The 19893-nt window shown below is 40.3% G+C and carries 19 protein-coding genes; 4 read left to right on the top strand and 15 right to left on the bottom strand.

Going from position 1 to position 19893, the window contains the following annotated elements:
• Positions 1–4: 4 nt before the first annotated feature.
• The 4 genes from ade to map form a co-directional block, all read right to left on the bottom strand.
• Positions 5–1648 carry an adenine deaminase gene (ade, locus tag IV50_RS01210; protein ID WP_057743900.1) on the bottom strand — a complete coding sequence of 548 codons (1644 nt, stop codon included), beginning with the start codon at positions 1646–1648 and terminating at the stop codon, positions 5–7.
• Between the two features lie 176 nt (positions 1649–1824).
• The gene (locus IV50_RS01215; RefSeq protein WP_057743904.1) at positions 1825–2199 is read right to left on the bottom strand and encodes a type II toxin-antitoxin system PemK/MazF family toxin; all 375 of its coding nucleotides are present in this window, start codon (positions 2197–2199) and stop codon (positions 1825–1827) included.
• A complete protein-coding gene (locus IV50_RS01220) occupies positions 2199–2438 on the bottom strand; it encodes a hypothetical protein (RefSeq protein ID WP_057743907.1) in 240 nt (79 codons plus the stop codon). The genes IV50_RS01215 and IV50_RS01220 overlap by 1 nt, the downstream gene beginning before the upstream one ends.
• 51 nt (positions 2439–2489) lie before the next feature.
• Positions 2490–3281 carry a type I methionyl aminopeptidase gene (gene map / locus IV50_RS01225; protein WP_057743909.1) on the bottom strand — a complete coding sequence of 264 codons (792 nt, stop codon included), beginning with the start codon at positions 3279–3281 and terminating at the stop codon, positions 2490–2492.
• A 179-nt stretch (positions 3282–3460) separates the two neighbouring features.
• On the opposite strand from map, the gene IV50_RS01230 reads away from it, so the two are divergent.
• Complete coding sequence (locus IV50_RS01230) at positions 3461–4816, top strand: amino acid permease (RefSeq protein ID WP_057743912.1); 1356 nt, start codon at positions 3461–3463, stop codon at positions 4814–4816.
• A gap of 58 nt (positions 4817–4874) precedes the next feature.
• On the opposite strand, the gene IV50_RS01235 is transcribed toward IV50_RS01230, so the two are convergent.
• From IV50_RS01235 to IV50_RS01270, 8 genes are all read right to left on the bottom strand, one after another.
• Positions 4875–5684, bottom strand: coding sequence for a methylenetetrahydrofolate reductase (locus IV50_RS01235; protein ID WP_057743915.1), 810 nt, complete (start codon positions 5682–5684; stop codon positions 4875–4877).
• Positions 5685–5744: 60 nt separating this feature from the next.
• Positions 5745–6371, bottom strand: a complete 627-nt coding sequence (locus IV50_RS01240; protein ID WP_057743917.1) for a hypothetical protein — start codon at positions 6369–6371, stop codon at positions 5745–5747.
• A gap of 192 nt (positions 6372–6563) precedes the next feature.
• Positions 6564–7898, bottom strand: a complete 1335-nt coding sequence (locus IV50_RS01245) for a dihydrolipoyl dehydrogenase family protein (protein WP_057743920.1) — start codon at positions 7896–7898, stop codon at positions 6564–6566.
• A gap of 105 nt (positions 7899–8003) precedes the next feature.
• Positions 8004–8507, bottom strand: a complete 504-nt coding sequence (locus tag IV50_RS01250) for an Asp23/Gls24 family envelope stress response protein (protein ID WP_057743923.1) — start codon at positions 8505–8507, stop codon at positions 8004–8006.
• Between the two features lie 26 nt (positions 8508–8533).
• Positions 8534–8728: a DUF2273 domain-containing protein gene (locus IV50_RS01255; protein WP_057743926.1), complete on the bottom strand. Its 195-nt coding sequence runs from the start codon at positions 8726–8728 to the stop codon at positions 8534–8536.
• Between the two features lie 18 nt (positions 8729–8746).
• A complete protein-coding gene (gene amaP, locus IV50_RS01260; RefSeq protein ID WP_057743929.1) occupies positions 8747–9346 on the bottom strand; it encodes an alkaline shock response membrane anchor protein AmaP in 600 nt (199 codons plus the stop codon).
• Positions 9347–9419: 73 nt separating this feature from the next.
• Entirely contained in the window at positions 9420–10940 is a 1521-nt protein-coding gene (locus IV50_RS01265; protein ID WP_057743933.1) for an ABC transporter permease/substrate-binding protein, read from the bottom strand.
• A 12-nt stretch (positions 10941–10952) separates the two neighbouring features.
• Positions 10953–11900: an ATP-binding cassette domain-containing protein gene (locus IV50_RS01270; RefSeq protein WP_057743936.1), complete on the bottom strand. Its 948-nt coding sequence runs from the start codon at positions 11898–11900 to the stop codon at positions 10953–10955.
• Between the two features lie 240 nt (positions 11901–12140).
• On the opposite strand from IV50_RS01270, the gene IV50_RS01275 reads away from it, so the two are divergent.
• The 3 genes from IV50_RS01275 to IV50_RS01285 all read left to right on the top strand — a co-directional run bounded on the left by IV50_RS01275 (position 12141) and on the right by IV50_RS01285 (position 14536).
• Complete coding sequence (locus tag IV50_RS01275) at positions 12141–13181, top strand: ABC transporter permease (RefSeq protein WP_236697683.1); 1041 nt, start codon at positions 12141–12143, stop codon at positions 13179–13181.
• Positions 13182–13183: 2 nt separating this feature from the next.
• Positions 13184–13858, top strand: coding sequence for an ABC transporter ATP-binding protein (locus IV50_RS01280; protein ID WP_057743941.1), 675 nt, complete (start codon positions 13184–13186; stop codon positions 13856–13858).
• A 144-nt stretch (positions 13859–14002) separates the two neighbouring features.
• Complete coding sequence (locus IV50_RS01285) at positions 14003–14536, top strand: TetR/AcrR family transcriptional regulator (RefSeq protein ID WP_057743944.1); 534 nt, start codon at positions 14003–14005, stop codon at positions 14534–14536.
• An 81-nt stretch (positions 14537–14617) separates the two neighbouring features.
• Here IV50_RS01285 and IV50_RS01290 read toward each other — a convergent pair whose 3' ends face one another.
• The 3 genes from IV50_RS01290 to IV50_RS01300 form a co-directional block, all read right to left on the bottom strand.
• A complete protein-coding gene (locus IV50_RS01290; RefSeq protein ID WP_057743947.1) occupies positions 14618–16222 on the bottom strand; it encodes an APC family permease in 1605 nt (534 codons plus the stop codon).
• A 463-nt stretch (positions 16223–16685) separates the two neighbouring features.
• Positions 16686–17387 carry a DUF975 family protein gene (locus tag IV50_RS01295; RefSeq protein WP_057743949.1) on the bottom strand — a complete coding sequence of 234 codons (702 nt, stop codon included), beginning with the start codon at positions 17385–17387 and terminating at the stop codon, positions 16686–16688.
• A 52-nt stretch (positions 17388–17439) separates the two neighbouring features.
• Positions 17440–19689 (bottom strand): ATP-binding cassette domain-containing protein, encoded by a 2250-nt coding sequence (locus IV50_RS01300; protein WP_057743951.1) that lies wholly within the window; start codon positions 19687–19689, stop codon positions 17440–17442.
• Positions 19690–19893: the final 204 nt, after the last annotated feature.

Consider the following 19893-nt stretch of genomic DNA (forward strand, 5'->3'; position numbering starts at 1 on the left):
TCCTTTAATCTTGAATATTAATGAACTTAAATTGATCAAAATCAAAAAGACCTTGATCGGTTATTTTCAAACTCGGAATCACAGGTAAAGCCATAAATGATAGAGTCAAAAATGGATCAAATGTGATATCACTGATTTGTTGAAAAGCTGTTTGTAACTTTTGATTCTCGGCATACACGACTTCATATGGTTGATTGGACATCAATCCACCAATCGGTAATGGCAGTGTCACAATATGATTGGCATCAATTACCACGACTTGTCCGCCACCCATTTCACGCAAAGCGTCTGCAGCGAGCACCATGGCTGCATCGTCATGTCCAGCTAAGATCATATTATGAGAATCATGTGCAACTGTTGCGCCAATTGCACCTTGCTTAATCCCTAATCCTTCAATCACACCCACACCGTGGCCTAAATCGTGATAACGTTCAGCAACTGCAATTTTATTAAATGTTGCATCAGCTGCAAAGAACCCATTTTCAACTGATACCGGTACCTCGATATGCTCGGTGGTAATATGGTGCGGCATAATTTTGATGACATGTGCCGGCTGGTCAGCTTTGAGTGGCAGCGCCAAATCGTCAGTGTTTAAAGTAACATGCACTGGTACTTTGAAATCAACTGAAGCAGCCACAGCGCCACCATCCACCCATTGCCCATTAATCATTACCCGTGCTGGTTCAGCATTTACTTTATCCGGTAAGATCACAAGATCGGCTAAATAACCGTCGGTTAAAGCACCAAGTTGAGGCAATTCTTCCGCTAAAGCAGCGTGGTAACTTGCCATCGTAAAGGCTTGTTCAGGTCGCATCCCCGCCTTAATCGCCATTCTAACATTCTCATCGATAGAACCTTCTTGCACAAGATCATGCACACTTTTATCATCAGTGGCAAAACTAAAGGCCCGTTGATTAAGCGTTGTAACCGCCGGTAATAGTGCCAATTCATCAGCTTCTACTGTTCCTTGACGAATTAATACTGCCATCCCCGCGTCTAAACGTTCTTGCGCCTCTTGCACATTTGTCGCTTCGTGATCGGTTTTAATACCATATTGTCGATACACAGCCAATTGTTCACGTGATAAGCCTGAAGCATGCCCATCTGCGTGCCTACCATGCGCATTAGCATCGGCTATTTTTTGAAGCATATCCGGTTGTTGTTGTGCAACTGCAGAAAAATCCATGACCTCAGCTAATCCATTCACTTCTGGCTCTTGGTAAAACGGCGCTAAACTAGCAGCATCTAATACTGCACCCGTTCTTTCAAAAGGGGTTGCAAGTACTGATGAAGGCAACATAAAGAAAAATCTGACCGACGTCTTTCGCGCATCATTCAGCATATAGTTCAATCCATCCGTTCCAGCAACACTAGCTAACTCATGTGGGTCAGCTACCGCGCTAGTAACACCATGTTGTGCCAAAAGGCGTCCCAACTCGGCCGGTCTTAGTAAACTACTCTCAATATGCATATGGGCATCAATCATCCCCGGAACAATGTACTGGTTCTGTGCATCATAGACTTCATCTGCAACTAAGTGGGTACTTGGCCCACGTAAGACAATTTGATCTTGTTCAATCCAAAGTTTGGTTTTTTCAAATTCTTCTGTAAATACATTTAAAATTTGTGCATTCGTAATGTGCAACATGGTTTTCCCTTTCAGATATCAACTTGGCTATTGTTAAATACTATAAAACAAATACCAGTTAATTAAAAGGTTATCTCTGACAAATGTTCGCTTAAGCAACACTTCCATCCTAAATCATCCGCATTTAATATACTTTTTACAAAAAAACACGAACTTAACCAAACAAAAAGGACATTTTATTTTGAAATGTCCTTTTGTTCAGGTAGCGTAACTGCTAATTGCAGTTTCTGGATGACTTGCGTCAATATATCATGTGGCATGTCTTCAATATACTGCCATTTACGTGCAATAAAATCAAAAGACTTAAGTTGCTCTGTGTATACAGTCCCAGATATTTTCGTACGCTCGTCTAGCGCAACATGCAATGGGTATTCAGGCCCATCATAACTACCATGCGAAATAGGGACAATCCAAACAAAATGTGATGTTTGCATCAGGATATCGTTGCTGACAACGACTGCCGGTCGTCGCTTAACAATTTCGTGCCCCGCGGCCGGTGAAAAATTAATGTAAATGATTTGCCCTTGCTTCGGGTAAGTCCGTTCACTCATTAATCCTCCCCCTCATCTGCTTGCCATTCGTCATCACTAGGTTGATAAATACCTTCCCAATCTTCAAATAACTCCGCCAAACGAACTGCATTCACAACTACCTCTTCGTCAACTGGCTTTAAAACAATTGCCCCATCAGCGCGTTGCGATACGTCTAACACTGTTCCTGATTTAGGTGCATAGTCTTCAGGGATACGTACAAATTGGCCATGTTGGTCGGTTTCAATACGTTTTAGCATAAGCGTTCAACCTCCTGATACCAAAAAGACCGCCCCAAGGCGATCATCGGTTTAGTTATTTAATAGGTACTTAGCATCGAATTCAGGATCTTGACTCGTTAAAATCTTAGGACCATCCTTAGTCACAACCAATGTATGCTCATATTGACATGACCATGAACCATCTGCAGTTTCAACTGTCCAACCATCATCGGCACGCGGTGGCTTAACTTCCCATGAACCCATGTTAATCATTGGCTCAATGGTCAGTGTCATCCCTTCCTTCAAACGTGTTCCATGTCCAGCAACGCCATAGTGCGGTACTGCAGGATCTTCGTGCATGGTGGGTTGGATACCGTGTCCAATATAATCGCGCACATTTCCATAACCCGTTGTATCGATATAGCTCTGAATTGCATTACCAATATCACCAATACGATTGCCAACTTGCGCTTGGTCAATGCCAAGGTAAAGTGCCTTGTGCGTGACATCCATTAAGTTCTGAACTTCTGGTGAGACTTCACCAATGGCATAGGCCCACGCTGAATCTGAGTAGTAACCATCCAAATCAACAACAGTATCAACCTTAACAAGGTCACCATTCTTTAAAATACGCTTTTTACTTGGAATGGCATGCGCAACTTCTTCGTCGACCGCCACACAAGTTGCATACTTGTAACCTTCAAAACCTAATTCGGCTGGACGACCACCACGATCTTCAATAAACTTGCGACAGAAATTTTCAACATCCATTGTTGAAAGACCGGCCTTGATATAACTACGGAGGGCAATATGCATATCAGCTAATAACTTACCTGAACGTGCCATCCCATCAATTTCACGTTGTGACTTAATTGTAATCATTTTATTTTCTCCAAACTATTTCAATCTCTACTATAGTTATAACATAAATTGACGCAAAATACTGTACTAGCCTAGTTGCTCCACCATGTCTTCCTCCAAAAAGTCTGCTATAATCAGGGTTATTATAAATATGTGTTGCGTTAAATAAACAATGCAGCAAGGACAACTAGGAGTCTTTTATGGAACGAAAATTATCGGCCCGCCAAGTCCAAATGATTGCCTTGGGTGGTACCATCGGTGTCGGTCTCTTTATGGGATCCACTTCGACAATCAAATGGACCGGACCTTCTGTCTTAATTGCCTATATTGTGGCAGGTGCCTTTTTATACTTAATCATGCGGGCACTTGGGGAAATGCTCTATGTTGACCCTGACACAGGTTCTTTTGCGAAATATGCCAGTGAATATATTCACCCTGTTTGGGGCTATCTAACCGCTTGGAGTAATATTTTCCAATACGTCGTCGTAGGTGTCAGTGAAATGATTGCGATTGGTGGATACATGCAATTCTGGTGGCCACATCTTCCTGGTTGGTTACCTGGAGTTGTCGCCGTCCTATTCTTGTGTCTGGCAAATGTTGCCTCAGTTAAAATGTTTGGGGAATTAGAATTTTGGTTTGCTTTGATTAAGGTATTAACCATTGTCCTCTTTATTATTTTGGGCTTGGGGGTAATTATATTTGGTTTCGGTAATCACGGTCAGCCCATTGGATTTTCAAATCTATGGAAGTGTGGTTTCTTTACCGGAGGTGTCACAGGATTCATCTTTGCCCTGTCAATCGTCTTAACATCCTACCAAGGAATTGAATTAATTGGGGTCACTGCCGGTGAAGCTGAAGATCCACAACACACACTGGTTAAAGCGATTCACTCAACGCTCTATCGCATTTTGATTTTCTACGTCGGTGCCATTTTCGTGATTCTTTGTATCTATCCATGGAATCAGTTGAGCAGTGTTGGCTCACCGTTTGTGCAAACTTTTGCCAAAATTGGGATCACCTCAGCAGCTTCAATTATTAACTTCGTTGTTTTGACAGCAGCCTTATCCGGAACAAATTCTGGTATTTATAGTGCTAGTCGTATGGCCTATCGTCTTGCAGATGAACACGAATTGCCAAAGGCATATAAGAAATTGAACCGTCACGGTGTTCCAGCTTATTCAGTCATTGCTATTTCATTAGGCATCTTTATTGGCGTGATTTTAAATGCGATTGCACCCCTTTTCTTCAAAAATTCGGGCAATGCCTTTGTGATTGTCTATAGTTCCAGTACCTTGCCGGGAATGATTCCGTGGTTTGTAATTCTAGTGAGTCAGTTACGTTTTCGTAAGGCGCATCCTGAATTACTAAAGGATCATCCTTTTAAAATGCCATTATCACCGTGGTCAAATTATATTACGATTGTTTTCTTAGCAATCACGTTAGCTTTCATGTTCTTTAATCCTGAAACGCGTGTTTCGTTAACCGTTGGATTAGTCTTCTTAGCCATTATGGCTGGTGTTTACTTTACAAAATTTGCTAAAAACGATCATAACTAAACAAAAGCTGAGTACGTTGCCAATGCAACATACTCAGCTTTTTTAGTATCAGATGGTTTTACAACCCCTGAAAAAGTTCACTAACCACAGCAATATCATTTTGACAAAACAAATGAATATGTGAATATCCATGTTTTCGTAAATCAACAATTTGCTTAATCGTTAGCGCTAACCCTTCCGATTTAAACGCATTTACATCTGTTTGCGTGAGAAGTCCCTGAACCACTGGACTTGGCGTCACTTGTGTTAACTGAATCATCTTTATGACACGTTCGCGTTGCACGTAAGGCATGACACCGATGATTAAGGGCATCGAAACTTGAGCCGTTTTTAGTGCTTGCTGAAATTGATATAGTCGATGGTTGTCCATTACCACCTGCGTCATTAAGGCCTTGGCCCCCGCCAGCCGTTTTCTTTCCACCGTCTGAATGGTTTGCTGTAAATTATCATCTTCAGGATGTCCTTCCGGATAAGCTGCTCCCAGCACCTCAAATTCCCCCGTCTTTTCGATAAAGCGAATCAAGTCATCCCCATGCCCAAAAGCGTTTGGTTCCCCGTCACCCCGAACTGCAAGGACGGTTTGAATTCCCATTCCTGAAAGCTTTCGTAGCAGTTCTTGAACTTGCGCCTGGGTTTGGTGACTTCCTGTAACATGGGGAACAATCGGTACATTGATGCACTCTAGTAATAACTGAATGAATGACAAAACGGGTGTGGCTAGTTCAATGCTACCACCTGCCCCAATTGTAATTGCAATAAATTCAATTTCGTCTCTTGGTAATGTTTGAAGCTGTCTAATGAGGTCTTCCTGTTCACCAACAGTGGCTGGCGTACTGATTTCAAGGGAATATTTTATCGTTTTTTCCATTATCCTAAATCTCCAATAAAAAAACTATGGATTCATCGAATCCATAGTTACAGAATCTATTTATTTTGGTGTCACAACACCATTCTTGTCAACATGGTACTCGTTCAAAACACCATCGCCTTGACCTTGTTCGGCGAGCTTCTTGTCTCGAATCATAACATCGTATCCTGATCCAGATTCTGAAGCAATCGTTCCGACTTGAAGTCCGTTTAAATCAAGTCCATTTTGTTGTGCGTAGTCAACAACGGCTTGTGATGCGTTTCCTTGTGCATCCTTTTCAAAAGGTACTGCTGGTTGTGGTGTTACCGGAGTAGTTACCGGAGTAGTTGCCGCAGTACTTACAGATGTTGCTTGTGCTTGGCCTGCAGGTGCCACAGTTTGTGATGTCACTGGCTCGGTTTGATTTTGTTCATTTGTGTTTTGTGTTGTCGCAACCTGAGTTACTTCAGCCGTTTGGGTTTCAGCTGGTGTAACAGCATCCACTGATGTCTTAGTTGCAGTTGTTTTAACAGCAGGCTTTGCAACAACCTTCTTGTGTGTCCGTTGCTTTGCAACTGGACGTGCGGAGCTAGAAGATTGTGCCATTGTTTCTTTATGATTTGAATTTGCGCCGATTACAGCCACACTACCAACAACAACTAGGAATGCCACAGCAAGACTTACGATGACTTTAAACTTCTTTGACATAACTTCTAACCCCGTTTTCTTTTTTGTTTAACGCTTATCTATGTGTCAATTATATTACGATAATGAAACAAAATGCAACAATTATTTTAGAATATGTCGCAAGTTTAACAATTGTTAACATTTGCGACATATTCTATCAGCATCATAACCAAAATAAAAACGTGTACATCAATCAGGATGTACACGCATAGATTATAGTCGACGTTGACCAGTATATTCAATTGATGGGAATAAATAGATAAAGCGTTGCAATTGCTTTTGAGTCAAGCCCATTTCAATCATTGGAACAAATGTGTTCATACTGTTTACCGCTTCATGACTCATTTCTGCAGCACCGACTAACACATGCTCTTGATTGAAAATCAAAGTCAAGTACGCTTCCGTTTCGTTTCCTACTTGGCGGAACCAATCACTTTGGTAGTCAACATTTGTGATTTGATACTTTTCCGGATTAGCTTCGGCTTCTGCCACTGAAACACCCACTTGCGCGATGCGTGGTGAAGTAAAGACTACTGTCGAAATGGCAGGATAATCAATTGGTTCAGTTGAGTCACCAGAGAATTGTGATGCGAGATAACGAGAATCGAAAGCAGCAACTGGTGTTGTCTTTGGTAACGCATGATCAACCACATCTCCAGCTGCATAAATATTGGCAACATTTGTTTGTAAATGATCATTAACTGGAATACCACGATCAGTAGACTCTACACCTGCCGCTTCCAAATTCAAATAGTCATGATTAGGTTGGCGTCCTGTTGCATCAATAATGTAATCCGTCTCCAACAACAAATCATTTTGTCCCTTTACTTGGAACCCATCCACCGTTTCTTCAACTGATTCAATGGTTTGATTTGGAATAAAGCGTACCCCGCGGCGCTTTAAGTCAGCAACAACTCGTGTCACGTATTGTTGCGGAAATGAACGCAAGTATTTATCTGAGCGCGTGATAATATCAACCTTGGCTCCTGCCGCATTGGCAATTGTCGCAAACTCCATTGCAATATAACCACCACCAAAAATCGTCACATGTTCTGGCATATCAGCAATAGATAAGAAATCAGTTGAATCATGTACAAATTCTGAGCCTGGTATATCTAAGCGATGAGGTCGTTGACCAGTTGCAATCACAATTTTGTCAGCAGTCACCATCTTGCCGTTAATTGAGACAGTATGTGCATCAACAAAGTCAGCATGACCTTTAAATACGGTAATCCCTTCCTTAGTTAAACGTACTTCATTATGATGTGATTGAGGATCAATTAATTCATGTTTGTGGGCCATTAAATCTGACCAATTAATGAAAATTGAACCTTCGACGCCACGATCTTGCATGGCTTCAACTTGACGGGCTAATTCAACGGGGTGATCTAGCACAATTTTGGCGTTACAGCCATAATTAGAACACATACCTCCAAATAAAGCTTCTTCAGCCACAGCTAATTTTAGCCCTTGTTTGGCCAATGGTACTGCTCCATTCCATGTGGCTTGCCCACTCCCGATATACAAAACATCATAATCAAATGCCATTTAAAGTGTCCTTCTCTTTCTATTCAATGCATTAAGTCTACCAAAACTGACTTAAATTAAGTTTAGCATAAAAAAAAGACCGACCGGAGTCAGTCTTTTTTTTAACTATTGCACGCGAGGTTCTGCGTCCTTTGCATCCTTGGCGTCCTTAGAATCCTTTGACTTATCATCATCAGACTTCTTAGTTGCACTAGTTACCTTATCTTGCAATGATTGGCTGTCAGCTTCGTATTGCGCCTTTGACTTAATATCAATGACTTCAACGTTGAATTCAACCAAATCCAAACCAGTCATTTCCTTCAAGTTCTTGGCAACCAAGTCCTTCATTTCGTTGTAAATACCACGAACATCCTTACCGTATTCAACAACGATTTGCATGTCGGCTGCAACTTGCTTTTCACCAACTTCAGTGTTGATACCAGCTGTTGTCTTATCAGTGTTAACAAGCTTATCTGCAATGTTTGAGAAGAATCCGCCATCAACATTTAGCAAACCATCAACCTTATCCAATGAAATACCAATAATCTTTTGGATAACCTTGTCATCAAAAGTTAACTTTCCTGAAATTTCGTTTGTCTTTGCGGGTGTGTTTGTCTTTGTGTCTGTCATATTTTTATCCTCCAGATAAATCGTGTTTACTTAGTATCTTTGCTAAAGAATCCAGAATCTTGTAGGTATAACCCACCACCGATTCCAACTCCAGTCAAAATAACGACCAATAGGGTCTTCCAGAAACCAAATTCAAGGAAAAGAACTGCTAGAACTAATCCAGCGGCTCCACCAAGAATTGGCCACTTATAAGCTGCCCAAATATCTTTTAATGTATCCATTGTCTGACTCCTCTTATCCTATATTACTCTAGATTCCTTTGATCCATCTACGGCAACATCTGATTTTTTACTCTTCTTACTTGTAGCAAGATTAACACGAACAGTCTTCTTTTGCTTCAAACCAATCAAATTAGTCAAATCCTGTGTTAATTGATCTGCCCACATTTGCTCGATTTCAGCAACGTTTGACGCTGAATTATTCAATTCGCCTCGCACCTGAACCTTAATCTTCTTACGACGAATGTTAATCTTGATCTTTGGATTATTTATAAATGTTTGATCTTCTAAACTAGCCGTGACAAATCCCAAAAGTGCCTTACGACTAATACGTAATTGACTGTTTTTATCTTTAAAAACATACGCATCCACTTGACGTGGGTAGAACAAAACAATAATAAACCCAAGAACTGAGATTACACCCAAGACAACTGCCGCCCAAAAACTAAAGAGACGCCAATATTCATTGGTCATAATGAAGCGATGAATTTCTTCATACGTCTTGCCAGTAAAATTAAAGTTTGCTGGTGCAACCTTATAGTACGTAAAAATCAATGTTCCAAAGAGCAACATCAAGATTAGGTAAAACAATAAATAGCCTAACTTCTTACTTCTTTTCACAACATCACCTCCTGCCAATCATGATACATGATTTCATAAATCATTTCAATTCTAATTAACGTCTAATGCACATTTATTTTAAAAATGCATTTTTCTGTAAGAAATTCCGTGCGACGGTACTTGCTTGCTGATGTTCAATTGCTACTTGATAATTCATTTTAATCATATCTGACTCAGAAATGTGTCCGCTTAGTCGATTTAAACTTTCTTGAATTTCGGGATGGTCACGTAAAACCGATGGACGGACAAGCGGCGCGCCTTGGTATGGTGGGAAAAAATGTCGGTCATCCTTTAAGACAACTAAGTTTTGCGCTTTTACTTGCGGATCAGTTGTATAGGCATCGACAACTTGCACTTGCTTATTTTTTAAGGCTTCATACCGCAGGCTCGGTTGTACACTTTTCACATTTTTAAACCGCAAGTTATACGCCTTCTTAATGCCTGGATAACCATCAGATTGATTATAAAAATCACTTTCAAAAGCTGCCGCAAGCTGGGGACTGACGTGTGCTAAATCGGAAACCGTTTTGAGTTGATATCGCTGGGCCGTCGTTTGATCAACAGCCAAAGCATAGCTGTTTTCATAAGCCATAGGTTGTAAATAATCCAACTGATCTTCGTTTTTTAAGACCTTCCGAGCTTGTTGATAGACCTGTTTAGGTTGATGACTGACAAGTTTTTGTGGGTGGATACTTTGCAATACGGTCCCTGTAAATTCAGGATATATATCAATTTGGTCATTTTTAAGTGCTCGATATAAAAATGTTGTATTCCCAAAGTTCGGCTTTAGTTCAACTTCTAATTTCGGATTGTCAGCTTCGATCAGTTCCTTATACATATTCATTAGAATTTCCGGTTCACTACCCAGTTTCCCAGCTATGATAATTTTTTGATGCTGTTGTGTTTGATAATAATAATAACTGCCATACCCTAGACCAGCTATGACAAGGCAACTTGTAAGCATTACGAGATATTTTATTGAAAATCGACTTAAAAATTGTAGGCCGATCGAAAAAACAACGGCCAACACGGCCGATAAACCAGCCCCAATTAATAAATCAGTATTATCATTGTTCTGGATTCCCTGCATAATGAAGGTTCCTAATCCACCACCACCAATTAAAGCTGCCAGTGTTGCCGTTCCAATTACCATCACTGTCGCAATCCGTAATCCTGTAAAAATAAGCGGTAAAGCCAATGGTAACCTGATTCGCCATAATTTATACCACCACGATAAACCAAATGCCTCAGCGGCTTCTAATAGTTCTGCGTCCAGATGCGTTAATCCAGCATACGTATTTTGAAAGATTGGCATGAGCGCATACAAGACCAATGCAATTATTGCCGGCACTGTTCCAATTCCGACAATCGGAATTAATAATCCTAAAATTGCCAGGCTCGGAATCGTTTGAACTATCCCTGTAAGCTGTAACATCCCTTCACCTAATTTACGATGATTCATCAGCATAATCGCTAATGGAATGGCCAGACATGCTGCGATTACTACTGAAATGAGAGATATCCAGATATGCGTTCCCAACGCACTCAGAACAGACTGACCATTGGTTTGCATCATTTGTATTATTTTTTGCATAGTCAACCCTTTCTATAATTGCGCCATATATCGTAAATAATCAGTTTGTGAGATGCTAATCTGTTGATTAATTTGCACTATCTGGGTTGGTGCATTTAATAACGCTTTTGCCAATTCTGATAACGCCGCTTCTTCTGATACAAACGGTCCCGATTGTTGCGCGTTAACATGATAAAATCCTAAGGCAACCATATCGGCAACCGTTTTTGTTTGTTGTGTCTTAAACAACTCCGCTACTTGTGCATTTTTTGGGTGTTGCATGATATTTTGGGGTGAATCCACTTGAAGCAGGTGTCCATCTTGCATCACGCCAATACGAGTTCCCAACCGAATCGCTTCATCCATATCATGAGTTACAAAAACAATCGTTGTCTGCCTATTTTTATGTAAATCCAATACCAATTCTTGTAGTTGCTTGCGTGAAATTGGATCGAGCGCACTAAAGGGTTCATCCATCAAAATAACTTCGGGTTCAGCCGCCAGTGCCCGAACAATACCGACACGTTGTTGCTCCCCACCAGATAACTCATGTGGCATTCGTTGCGCATATTTGTCAGGATTCAGTCCGACTTCGCGCAATAGTTGCTCAATCTTTGGTCGGGCAAGTTTTGTTTTGATTCCCTGAGCATCCATTGTCACCGCTGCATTTTCAAGTACCGTCATATTTGGAAAGAGCGCGCTATTCTGGAGAACGTATCCAATGCGGTGCCGGTACGTATTCAAAGGTAGATTGGCAATATTTTCACCATTAAAAACAAGGCTGCCCGTTGTGGGTAAAATAAGCCGGTTAATCATCTTTAAAGTTGTTGTTTTGCCACTGCCACTTGCCCCAACTAGAACAAAAAAAGCACCTCTTTCAATCGATAAAGTCAATTCTTGAACCGCATTTGTCGAACCAAATTTTTTGGTGATTTGATTAAATTGTATGATTGGCTTTTCTTGTGCAGCTGCATGCTCCATGATGCTCACCTAATTTCTATAAATTATGGCTACATTATAACTTAATTTTACGGGCATGGCAAAATTCAACATTGACACTGTGTCAACTATCAGGCAAAATACAGTTAATGACACATCGTCATTACTGACTTGTATCCGATGTGCATGTAACTCACAACTAAACCTTTGTCGTACTAATGGCCGATAAATCGTTTAATATCAAAAAATCGAGGTATATTTATGTTTTTAGCTTGGCATGAAATGAAATATGAAAAATTACGCTACGGACTCATCATTACCGTCATTGGCTTAATTGCCTTTTTAATTTTTATTATTAGCTCCCTTGCTTTAGGCTTAGCGCACCAAAACACCGCCGCTATTGATAGTTGGCACACCAAAAGCACCTTAATGAATAAAGATGCTAACGGTAACATGGGTCAGTCTGTGATGACTGAATCCGAATTAGCAGCACAAACACAAAATAAACAGACAGCAGTTGTCGGCATTACACCAACAAATATCAGTAAAACCCATAAATCCGATCACGATGCGGTCCAATTTATCGGTATCAATTCAGATGAATATATTGCTCAAAATCTCAAACTTTCAAAAGGTCATCAACCAAAACATCAAAACGAAGTGATTATTTCTGATAAGCTTTCGCAATACAAAGTGAATGATAAGATTCGAATTGGCCTTGATGACACAGAATATACGGTGAGCGGCGTTACTCCGGATGCGCTATATAATATGGCACCCGTTGTCTATGGCAATCTTAAAAACTGGTCACCAATTAAAGGAATCAATCCAACTTTCAAAGCCAGTGGCTTAATTTCAAAATCATCGGCATCGCTCCAGACAAATGATAAACGATTAAAGGTTTATGACCGTCAAAGTTACCTAGACAATCTGCCTGGTTATACCGCACAAAAAATGACCTTTATTTTCATGATTGTCTTTTTGATTTTAATTTCACTCATCGTGGTCACAATTTTCTTGTATATCTTAACGATTCAAAAGTTACCGAACTTAGCAGTCTTACGCGCACAAGGCATTCCAAACCGATATCTCGTTCAAAATACATTTAATGAAACATTATTGATTATGATATTAGCCATTGGCTTTGGTGCTGTGCTAACAGCCGTGTCGGCGTTTTTCATGCCCAACAGTGTCCCAGTATACTTTGACCTTCCGTTAATGCTAGGTGTTGCCGGTGGCATTCTTGGAACTGGTTTATTAGGCTCATTCATTCCGATGTGGGTCATCACAAAAATTGATCCTGTCACAGTAATTGGAGGATAATCATGACAACATTAGCGCTTAAACACATTAATAAGACCTTTGGCTCTGGACAAAACAAAGTATATGCCTTAAAAGACGTTTCATTTGAGACAGCCCCTGGCGACCTCACTTTAATTTTAGGACCATCCGGTTCTGGAAAAAGTACCCTGCTCACTATCTTAGGTGGGTTACAAACACCCACGACCGGTGACATGGTCGTAAACAATCAGAATATTAAAAAACTCACGCAACACCAGCGCGAAACCTTCCGATTAAATGAAATTGGTTTCGTTTTACAATCGTATAATTTAGTCCCCTATTTAACCGTTTCGGATCAATTCACATTGGTAGATCATGTTAAAAAACAAGACAACTTAGATGATGCCGATTTTGAACAAGTTATCAAACAACTCGGTATTGAAAAATTACTACACCAATATCCGAGCGAATTATCCGGTGGACAAGCCCAGCGTGTCGCAATTGCTCGCGCACTATACGCCAATCCCAGCATTATTTTAGCTGATGAGCCAACTGCAGCATTGGATAGCGATAGGGTCATTCAAGTTGGTCAACTATTGCAGAGTATCGCCCACCAACAAAATAAATCCGTGGTGACAGTCACGCATGATATTCGATTGAAAGAATTTGCTGATCATATTTATGAACTAGTAGATGGTGAATTAACGCAAGTCAAATAAAAAAAGCTGGTTCAGCATTGAACCAGCTTTTTTCATAGCTATCCTTTTAAATTATGAAACCCCCGTTGTTGACACTACGTCACTCTTGGTGCAAACTTAACTTACCGACATTTTGTCACATCAATTACATAAGGAGTGTGTCTTATGGTATCACCAACATTTGAAAAACTAAAACCAGAAAAGAAGGATCGCTTAAAACGGGTTCTCATTGAAGAATTTTCAAATTATACCCTTGATCAAGCGCAAGTTGCTCGAATTGTCAAAAAGGCTGGTATTTCGCGTGGATCATTTTATACTTATTTCTCGAATCTTTACGATGCCTACCATTGGACGCTTACTGAGATTCTACAAAATGTGCACCACTTCCGGAATGCTGACCCGCTTGCAGGGACCATTGCATTCATCGAAAATTTGCCGCACAACCCCTATTATGATTTTCTAGATAAGTATTTCCAAATTAATGAAACACTACTTCGGACACACGCACCAGAACTTTCTCCGCGGCAAGCGATCCCCACGCTAGAACCAACAGCAACCGACCAAACAGTTCGCAATTGGTTAGCGATGATTAGTACGCATTCCTTGATTCAAGAACGTTTCGCGTTTCCCGACCATGCTGATGATATTTTGCAATCATTACGCCAATTAAGTATTTGGATTCATGACCAAGAGTCATAACCCAACTCAGTTACAGGTCATTATCTAAAAAAGAAAAACACCCCTTGTTCCAAATGGAACAGGGGGTGTTTTCGTTTAATTTTAATTCTCAGAATCGTCAGTTACAACTGTGTCGTTTAATGTAAGGGCTTCATTGAAGTAACGTCCCTTGAATGACGTGCGAACACCCCAAACGTAGAACAACAATGAACCAATAATCACCACAACAAAGTCCCATGGATAACGGAACCAGTTCAACCCGTTAAACTCCTTAGAACCAAGGAATGAAATAACTGAGATAAATACAAGATATACTAACATCCAACGACTACTGCGGAATGCATTCTTAGTATTTGGGAAACCAAGGCGCTTTTCGTAGAAGAAGTAGAATGGCAATCCCAATGCAATCACGACAATAACTTCAAGCGTTGTTGGGAACATTGCCCAGTAAGTCGCTAATGAAGCCAAGACAAAGGCAACTGGTGCCATAAATGGCATTAACTTACCCTTAAATGGACGCTTCAAATCAGGTCCCATTTTACGCAAACTCATAACTGAAACAGGTCCAGTCAAGTAAGCAATCAATGTTGATGTCGAAATCACACTAGCTAGTGCTGTCCATGAAGGGAAAATCACAACCAATAGCATACTCAAAACCGCATTTACGACCATAGCCATGCGTGGCGTGCCATAGTGGTTATCTAACTTACCTAAGAACTTTGGCATGTGGTTATTTGAAACCATTGCAGCCAATGTACGACTTGCTGTCGCTGCGAATGAAACACCAGTTCCAAATGGTGAAACAAAGGCATCCATATACAGCAAAACTGACAACCAGTACAAACCAAGCATCATCGCTAAATCAGCAAATGGTGATTGGAAGTTAATTCCGTGCCAACCATACTTTGCAATCACAGATGGATCAATTGACGTAATGTACGTGCTTTGCAAAAGCAAGTAAATGACTGTGGCAATTCCCAATGAAATGGCAATCCCTAATCCAATATTACGTTCAGGCTTCTTAATTTCACTTCCCATGTTAATCACCGTTTGAAAGGCATTAAATGAAAAGATAATTCCGGCAACCGTTGTTGCGGCAAAAATTGGCGCAGTTCCATATGGCATGAATTCATGAATTGAATGACCATAATTTCCAGGATGGAAGGCACTCAATGTAAACATCACGATAACCAATGCTGGAATTCCAATCTTGAAGATTGAAATAAAACTAGTGAAACGTGTTAACAAATCAACTGACCAGTAATTCAACAAGGTAAACACAAGAATGAAGAAACCGACAGCAACATATCCAGTTAATGACAACTGACCATTTGAGAAAAAGCTGTGTGTCCAAGTTGCCCAACTCCAAGGCCATGAGCTCATGTATTGAACAGCCGCAATTGACTCAATCGGAATCAAAGCAATTAGTGACACCCAGTTTGCCCAAGCTGCGACGAAACCAAGTAATGATCCATGGGTTATCTGAGCATACTTACTCATTCCCCCAGATTGTGGAAACATTGTTCCCAATTCAACATAATTATAGGCAATAGCACCAATGACAACGGCACCAATCACCCATGAAATGATGGCAGCTGGTCCGGCAACCTTGGTTGCTTCCCAAGAACCGAATAGCCAACCCGATCCGATCAAAGCGCCAAGACTAAGCATGACGATCTGAAAGAGACCCATTTTTTTCTTTTCCATGACGAAATAAAACTCCCTTCGAATTGTATCGAAATAACACGCTTAAAACAGCGTTTAGTGATTTCCTTATCCGTATAGCTATCTATTTTAACAAAAAGAATCAATCAATTCAAATTAAAGCGTCAAAATAAAATATTATTCAAATTCAATTCATTTTCATAAGTATGTATTTCGTATTTCCAAAAAGCTGTTTTAACCCCCGTTTAATTTTCGTGAATACCATTTTAAAAAGTTGCATGCGTCCGCATAAGCATACCTTTTAAACGCGTTTTGTACATTGTGATTTAGGGGGACTTAATCACATTTTTTTACATTATGTTATCATCTTCCTTTTGTAATAGATTTGCTGACTTTTGATGGCTAAGAAAATGACACTACATCAATTTTATTACCGACAATGTCTAACCGCGACAAACCAAAAAAAGCAAACCCCATCATGTGGTTTGCTTTTAAAAGATACGTTTTATGATAATTCGTCTTCATCATTTTCTTGTAGTACAGCATCACGTACAGTTTCAGGAAGATCATAAAGACCTAACCGTCCTGGCACTAAATGCTTATAAAAATTTTGACCAGCTAATGTGAAATATGGATATACATAAAATAATGCAATTCCAAAGGTCACAATGACCAAAAGTCCCCACAAAATGAAACTCAAATGCATGATGAATAAGTCCGCTTTGTGTCCATCCATTAATTCTCGGCTTTTTGTAATAGCTTCATTATAGCCTAATGGCTGACCCGCATCGACAGAATCCTTATAAATATTTAGCGCTTGTGAATATGAATATGACTTCACAATTCCTGGAACAATCAAAAGCAACGTCCACAAGGTCGTATAAATTGACATTAATAGTGAAATGACAATGACACCCCAAACATATTTCGATTTCAAAGACTCTGTTTGTTGCGTGATTGGATTTCCAGTTGGTGCTTCTGCTCGGAGCCCATCTAGTGACACGTAGCTCGTACTAATTGTAACAAAAAAGTTCACAATCGTAATGAGCACCAGGGCAAAAGCCACCCAACCAGATGGTTCACCGGTAGCGACACTTAGTAGGACATACGTCAAAATCGTAATTAAAAATAATTTAAAATTGTAACCATAGTTTTTGTTTAAGTAGTCACGTGCTTCTTGTTTAATCATTACGCGTTCATTTTGCATTGCTTGTTTTCTCCTTTATGCTTACGGTTTGCATGTAACGTACAGTACCTGTTTAACGTAAGTACGGTGCTGTAATGGTATCATTCGACTGCACCATTTGTTCCGGCGTTCCGTCAAACATTAATTGACCACCGTTAATACCACCTTCTGGTCCCATTTCAATCAACCAATCGGCCGCCTTCATGACATCTGGATGATGGTCCATGATGAACAAGGTACTCCCCTCATCAACCATCCGTTTAAAGAGATTGATAATATGGCTAATATCCGCTAAATGTAATCCATCGGTTGGCTCATCCAAAATATAAATGGCTGGGTCTTGGTGCAAATAACGCGCCAATTTCAAACGTTGTAGCTCGCCACCTGATAACGTTGAAAGACTTTGGTTTAAATGCAGATAACCTAACCCAACATCAACTAATGACTTTAGTGCACCAGCAAAAGGTTGATCGGCAAAAAAAGCAGCCCCTTCATCGATGGTCATCGCTAGCACATCAATGATTGATTTCCCATTATATTTATAATTAGCCATCTCTGGCTTATATCGCGTACCATGACAAACATCACATTCCATTGTTACGTCATCCATAAACGCCATCTCTGTTTTGATGACACCCTTACCGTGACATGCCGGACATGCACCATCAGCATTGTAACTGAATTCTGATGCGCTTAGACCTGTTGCATTAGCAAATAATTTTCGTATTTTATCAAAAATATTGAGGTAGGTTAATGGCGTTGAACGTAAGTTAATCCCAATGGTCTTTTGAGAAATACTGATTATTTCTTGTGACTCATCACGCGTTTGAAGTTGCTGGTAAATCGCCTGTGATAACGTACTTTTCCCTGAACCAGCAACACCACAAATGACGGTCATGATGCCCATTGGAACATCTAGACTTAAATCATGCACATTGTTGGAGGTTACGTGTTCAATTGGCACCCATGTCGTGGCAGTTTTAGGAGTCGTATTCAATGGATATTTTTGTTTAATTAAGCGACTTGTTAATGTATCAGCTTGCTTAAAGTCAGCCTGAGTCCCGGCAAACACAAGTTCACCACCAGCAGAACCAGAGCCAGGTCCAATCTCAACCACATAATCAGCAGAATTAATAATAATTGGATTATGTTCAACCACAATGACCGTGTTCCCCTTATCACGAAGACTCAACAAGGCCGCCTTGAAACGGGTCACATCTTTAGGATGTAATCCAGCACTTGGCTCATCTAAGATATACATCATATCGGTCAATTCACTATTCATGTACTTCGAAATTTTAACGCGCTGTGCTTCCCCACCAGATAACGTACCAGTGTTACGGCTTAGCGTTAGATATCCAAGTCCCAAATCAACCAGTGCCTGGACCCGATCTCGAATTGCATGACACATATCATTGGCGACTGGATCATGAATTTGATCTAAGAATGAATCGATGATTGTATCTACAGGCATGTCCACAACGTCACCAATGTTTAACCCATTGATTTTAGATGAAAGCACCCGTTCATTGACACGCGTTCCATGACAGACCGGACATGTTTGAACAGTTACAAAACGGTCGACATCTTTCTGGTGTCGTTTACCCTCATCTTTATGCAAAATGCTTCGTTGCATCCGTGGCACAACCCCCTCATACAAGGCAGTTTTAGGCCACTCTTTAGGTGGATTATCCAGCTTTGTTTGCGGTTGATAGAGCAACTCGTACAACTCTTTTTCTGAATAGTCTTTAATTGGCTTATCTAAATCAAATAAGCCACTGTAAGCGTAGCGCTTCCAGCGCCATCCATGTCGAAAAGTCGGAAAATCAATGGCATCCTCATTCAATGATTTATTGAAATCGATCAATTTATGCACATCAATATCCGTAACCGTCCCTAATCCATCACATTCAGGACATTTACCTTCGGGGTTATTAAATGAAAACGTATCTGAGTAACCGACAAACGGCTTCCCGACACGTGAAAATAGCAAACGCAAATACGTGTAAATATCCGTATACGTCCCGACCGTTGAACGTGCATTGGATGATAATTTCTTTTGATCAACGACAATTGCAACAGGTAAGTTTTCGATTTTTTGCACAGCTGGTCGGTCATACTTAGGCAAGTATTGTTGAACAAATGTTGCAAAAGTATCATTTAATTGACGGCGTGAAGCTGCTGCTAAAGTATCAAACACTAGTGATGATTTACCAGACCCAGATAATCCGGTAACCACCACAAATTCATGTTTTGGAATATTAACAGAGATATCTTTCAAATTATTTTGAACGGCATGTTCAATTTTAATCCATTCAGTCATAGGCGCAATTGCTCCTCTATATTTATAGTTACTGTTATTTTATCATGATAACGTTTCTCATACACTTCTGACTATATCATGATGTGCTCAATTGTAAAAAAGCTCCGCCGAAGCGGAGCTAAAACACTACTTATGTAAGTAACGTTTAATTGCGTCAATAATGAACGATGCTGACACCGTAACAATAAGTGACAGGACTGCAGT

The organism is Weissella viridescens, from assembly GCF_001437355.1.
Classification (GTDB): domain Bacteria; phylum Bacillota; class Bacilli; order Lactobacillales; family Lactobacillaceae; genus Weissella; species Weissella viridescens.

What these genes read in the sequence shown, in the direction of transcription:
- IV50_RS01240 (WP_057743917.1), bottom strand. Translation starts at nt 6,371, where the DNA reads ATGTCAAAGAAGTTTAAAGTCATCGTAAGTCTTGCTGTGGCATTCCTA.
- IV50_RS01250 (WP_057743923.1), bottom strand. Translation starts at nt 8,507, where the DNA reads ATGACAGACACAAAGACAAACACACCCGCAAAGACAAACGAAATTTCA.
- IV50_RS01235 (WP_057743915.1), bottom strand. Translation starts at nt 5,684, where the DNA reads ATGGAAAAAACGATAAAATATTCCCTTGAAATCAGTACGCCAGCCACT.
- IV50_RS01285 (WP_057743944.1), top strand. Translation starts at nt 14,003, where the DNA reads ATGGTATCACCAACATTTGAAAAACTAAAACCAGAAAAGAAGGATCGC.
- IV50_RS01245 (WP_057743920.1), bottom strand. Translation starts at nt 7,898, where the DNA reads ATGGCATTTGATTATGATGTTTTGTATATCGGGAGTGGGCAAGCCACA.
- IV50_RS01280 (WP_057743941.1), top strand. Translation starts at nt 13,184, where the DNA reads ATGACAACATTAGCGCTTAAACACATTAATAAGACCTTTGGCTCTGGA.
- IV50_RS01215 (WP_057743904.1), bottom strand. Translation starts at nt 2,199, where the DNA reads ATGAGTGAACGGACTTACCCGAAGCAAGGGCAAATCATTTACATTAAT.
- IV50_RS01290 (WP_057743947.1), bottom strand. Translation starts at nt 16,222, where the DNA reads ATGGAAAAGAAAAAAATGGGTCTCTTTCAGATCGTCATGCTTAGTCTT.
- ade (WP_057743900.1), bottom strand. Translation starts at nt 1,648, where the DNA reads ATGTTGCACATTACGAATGCACAAATTTTAAATGTATTTACAGAAGAA.
- IV50_RS01230 (WP_057743912.1), top strand. Translation starts at nt 3,461, where the DNA reads ATGGAACGAAAATTATCGGCCCGCCAAGTCCAAATGATTGCCTTGGGT.
- map (WP_057743909.1), bottom strand. Translation starts at nt 3,281, where the DNA reads ATGATTACAATTAAGTCACAACGTGAAATTGATGGGATGGCACGTTCA.
- IV50_RS01295 (WP_057743949.1), bottom strand. Translation starts at nt 17,387, where the DNA reads ATGCAAAATGAACGCGTAATGATTAAACAAGAAGCACGTGACTACTTA.
- IV50_RS01270 (WP_057743936.1), bottom strand. Translation starts at nt 11,900, where the DNA reads ATGGAGCATGCAGCTGCACAAGAAAAGCCAATCATACAATTTAATCAA.
- IV50_RS01255 (WP_057743926.1), bottom strand. Translation starts at nt 8,728, where the DNA reads ATGGATACATTAAAAGATATTTGGGCAGCTTATAAGTGGCCAATTCTT.
- IV50_RS01275 (WP_236697683.1), top strand. Translation starts at nt 12,141, where the DNA reads ATGAAATATGAAAAATTACGCTACGGACTCATCATTACCGTCATTGGC.
- IV50_RS01300 (WP_057743951.1), bottom strand. Translation starts at nt 19,689, where the DNA reads ATGACTGAATGGATTAAAATTGAACATGCCGTTCAAAATAATTTGAAA.
- IV50_RS01220 (WP_057743907.1), bottom strand. Translation starts at nt 2,438, where the DNA reads ATGCTAAAACGTATTGAAACCGACCAACATGGCCAATTTGTACGTATC.
- IV50_RS01265 (WP_057743933.1), bottom strand. Translation starts at nt 10,940, where the DNA reads ATGCAAAAAATAATACAAATGATGCAAACCAATGGTCAGTCTGTTCTG.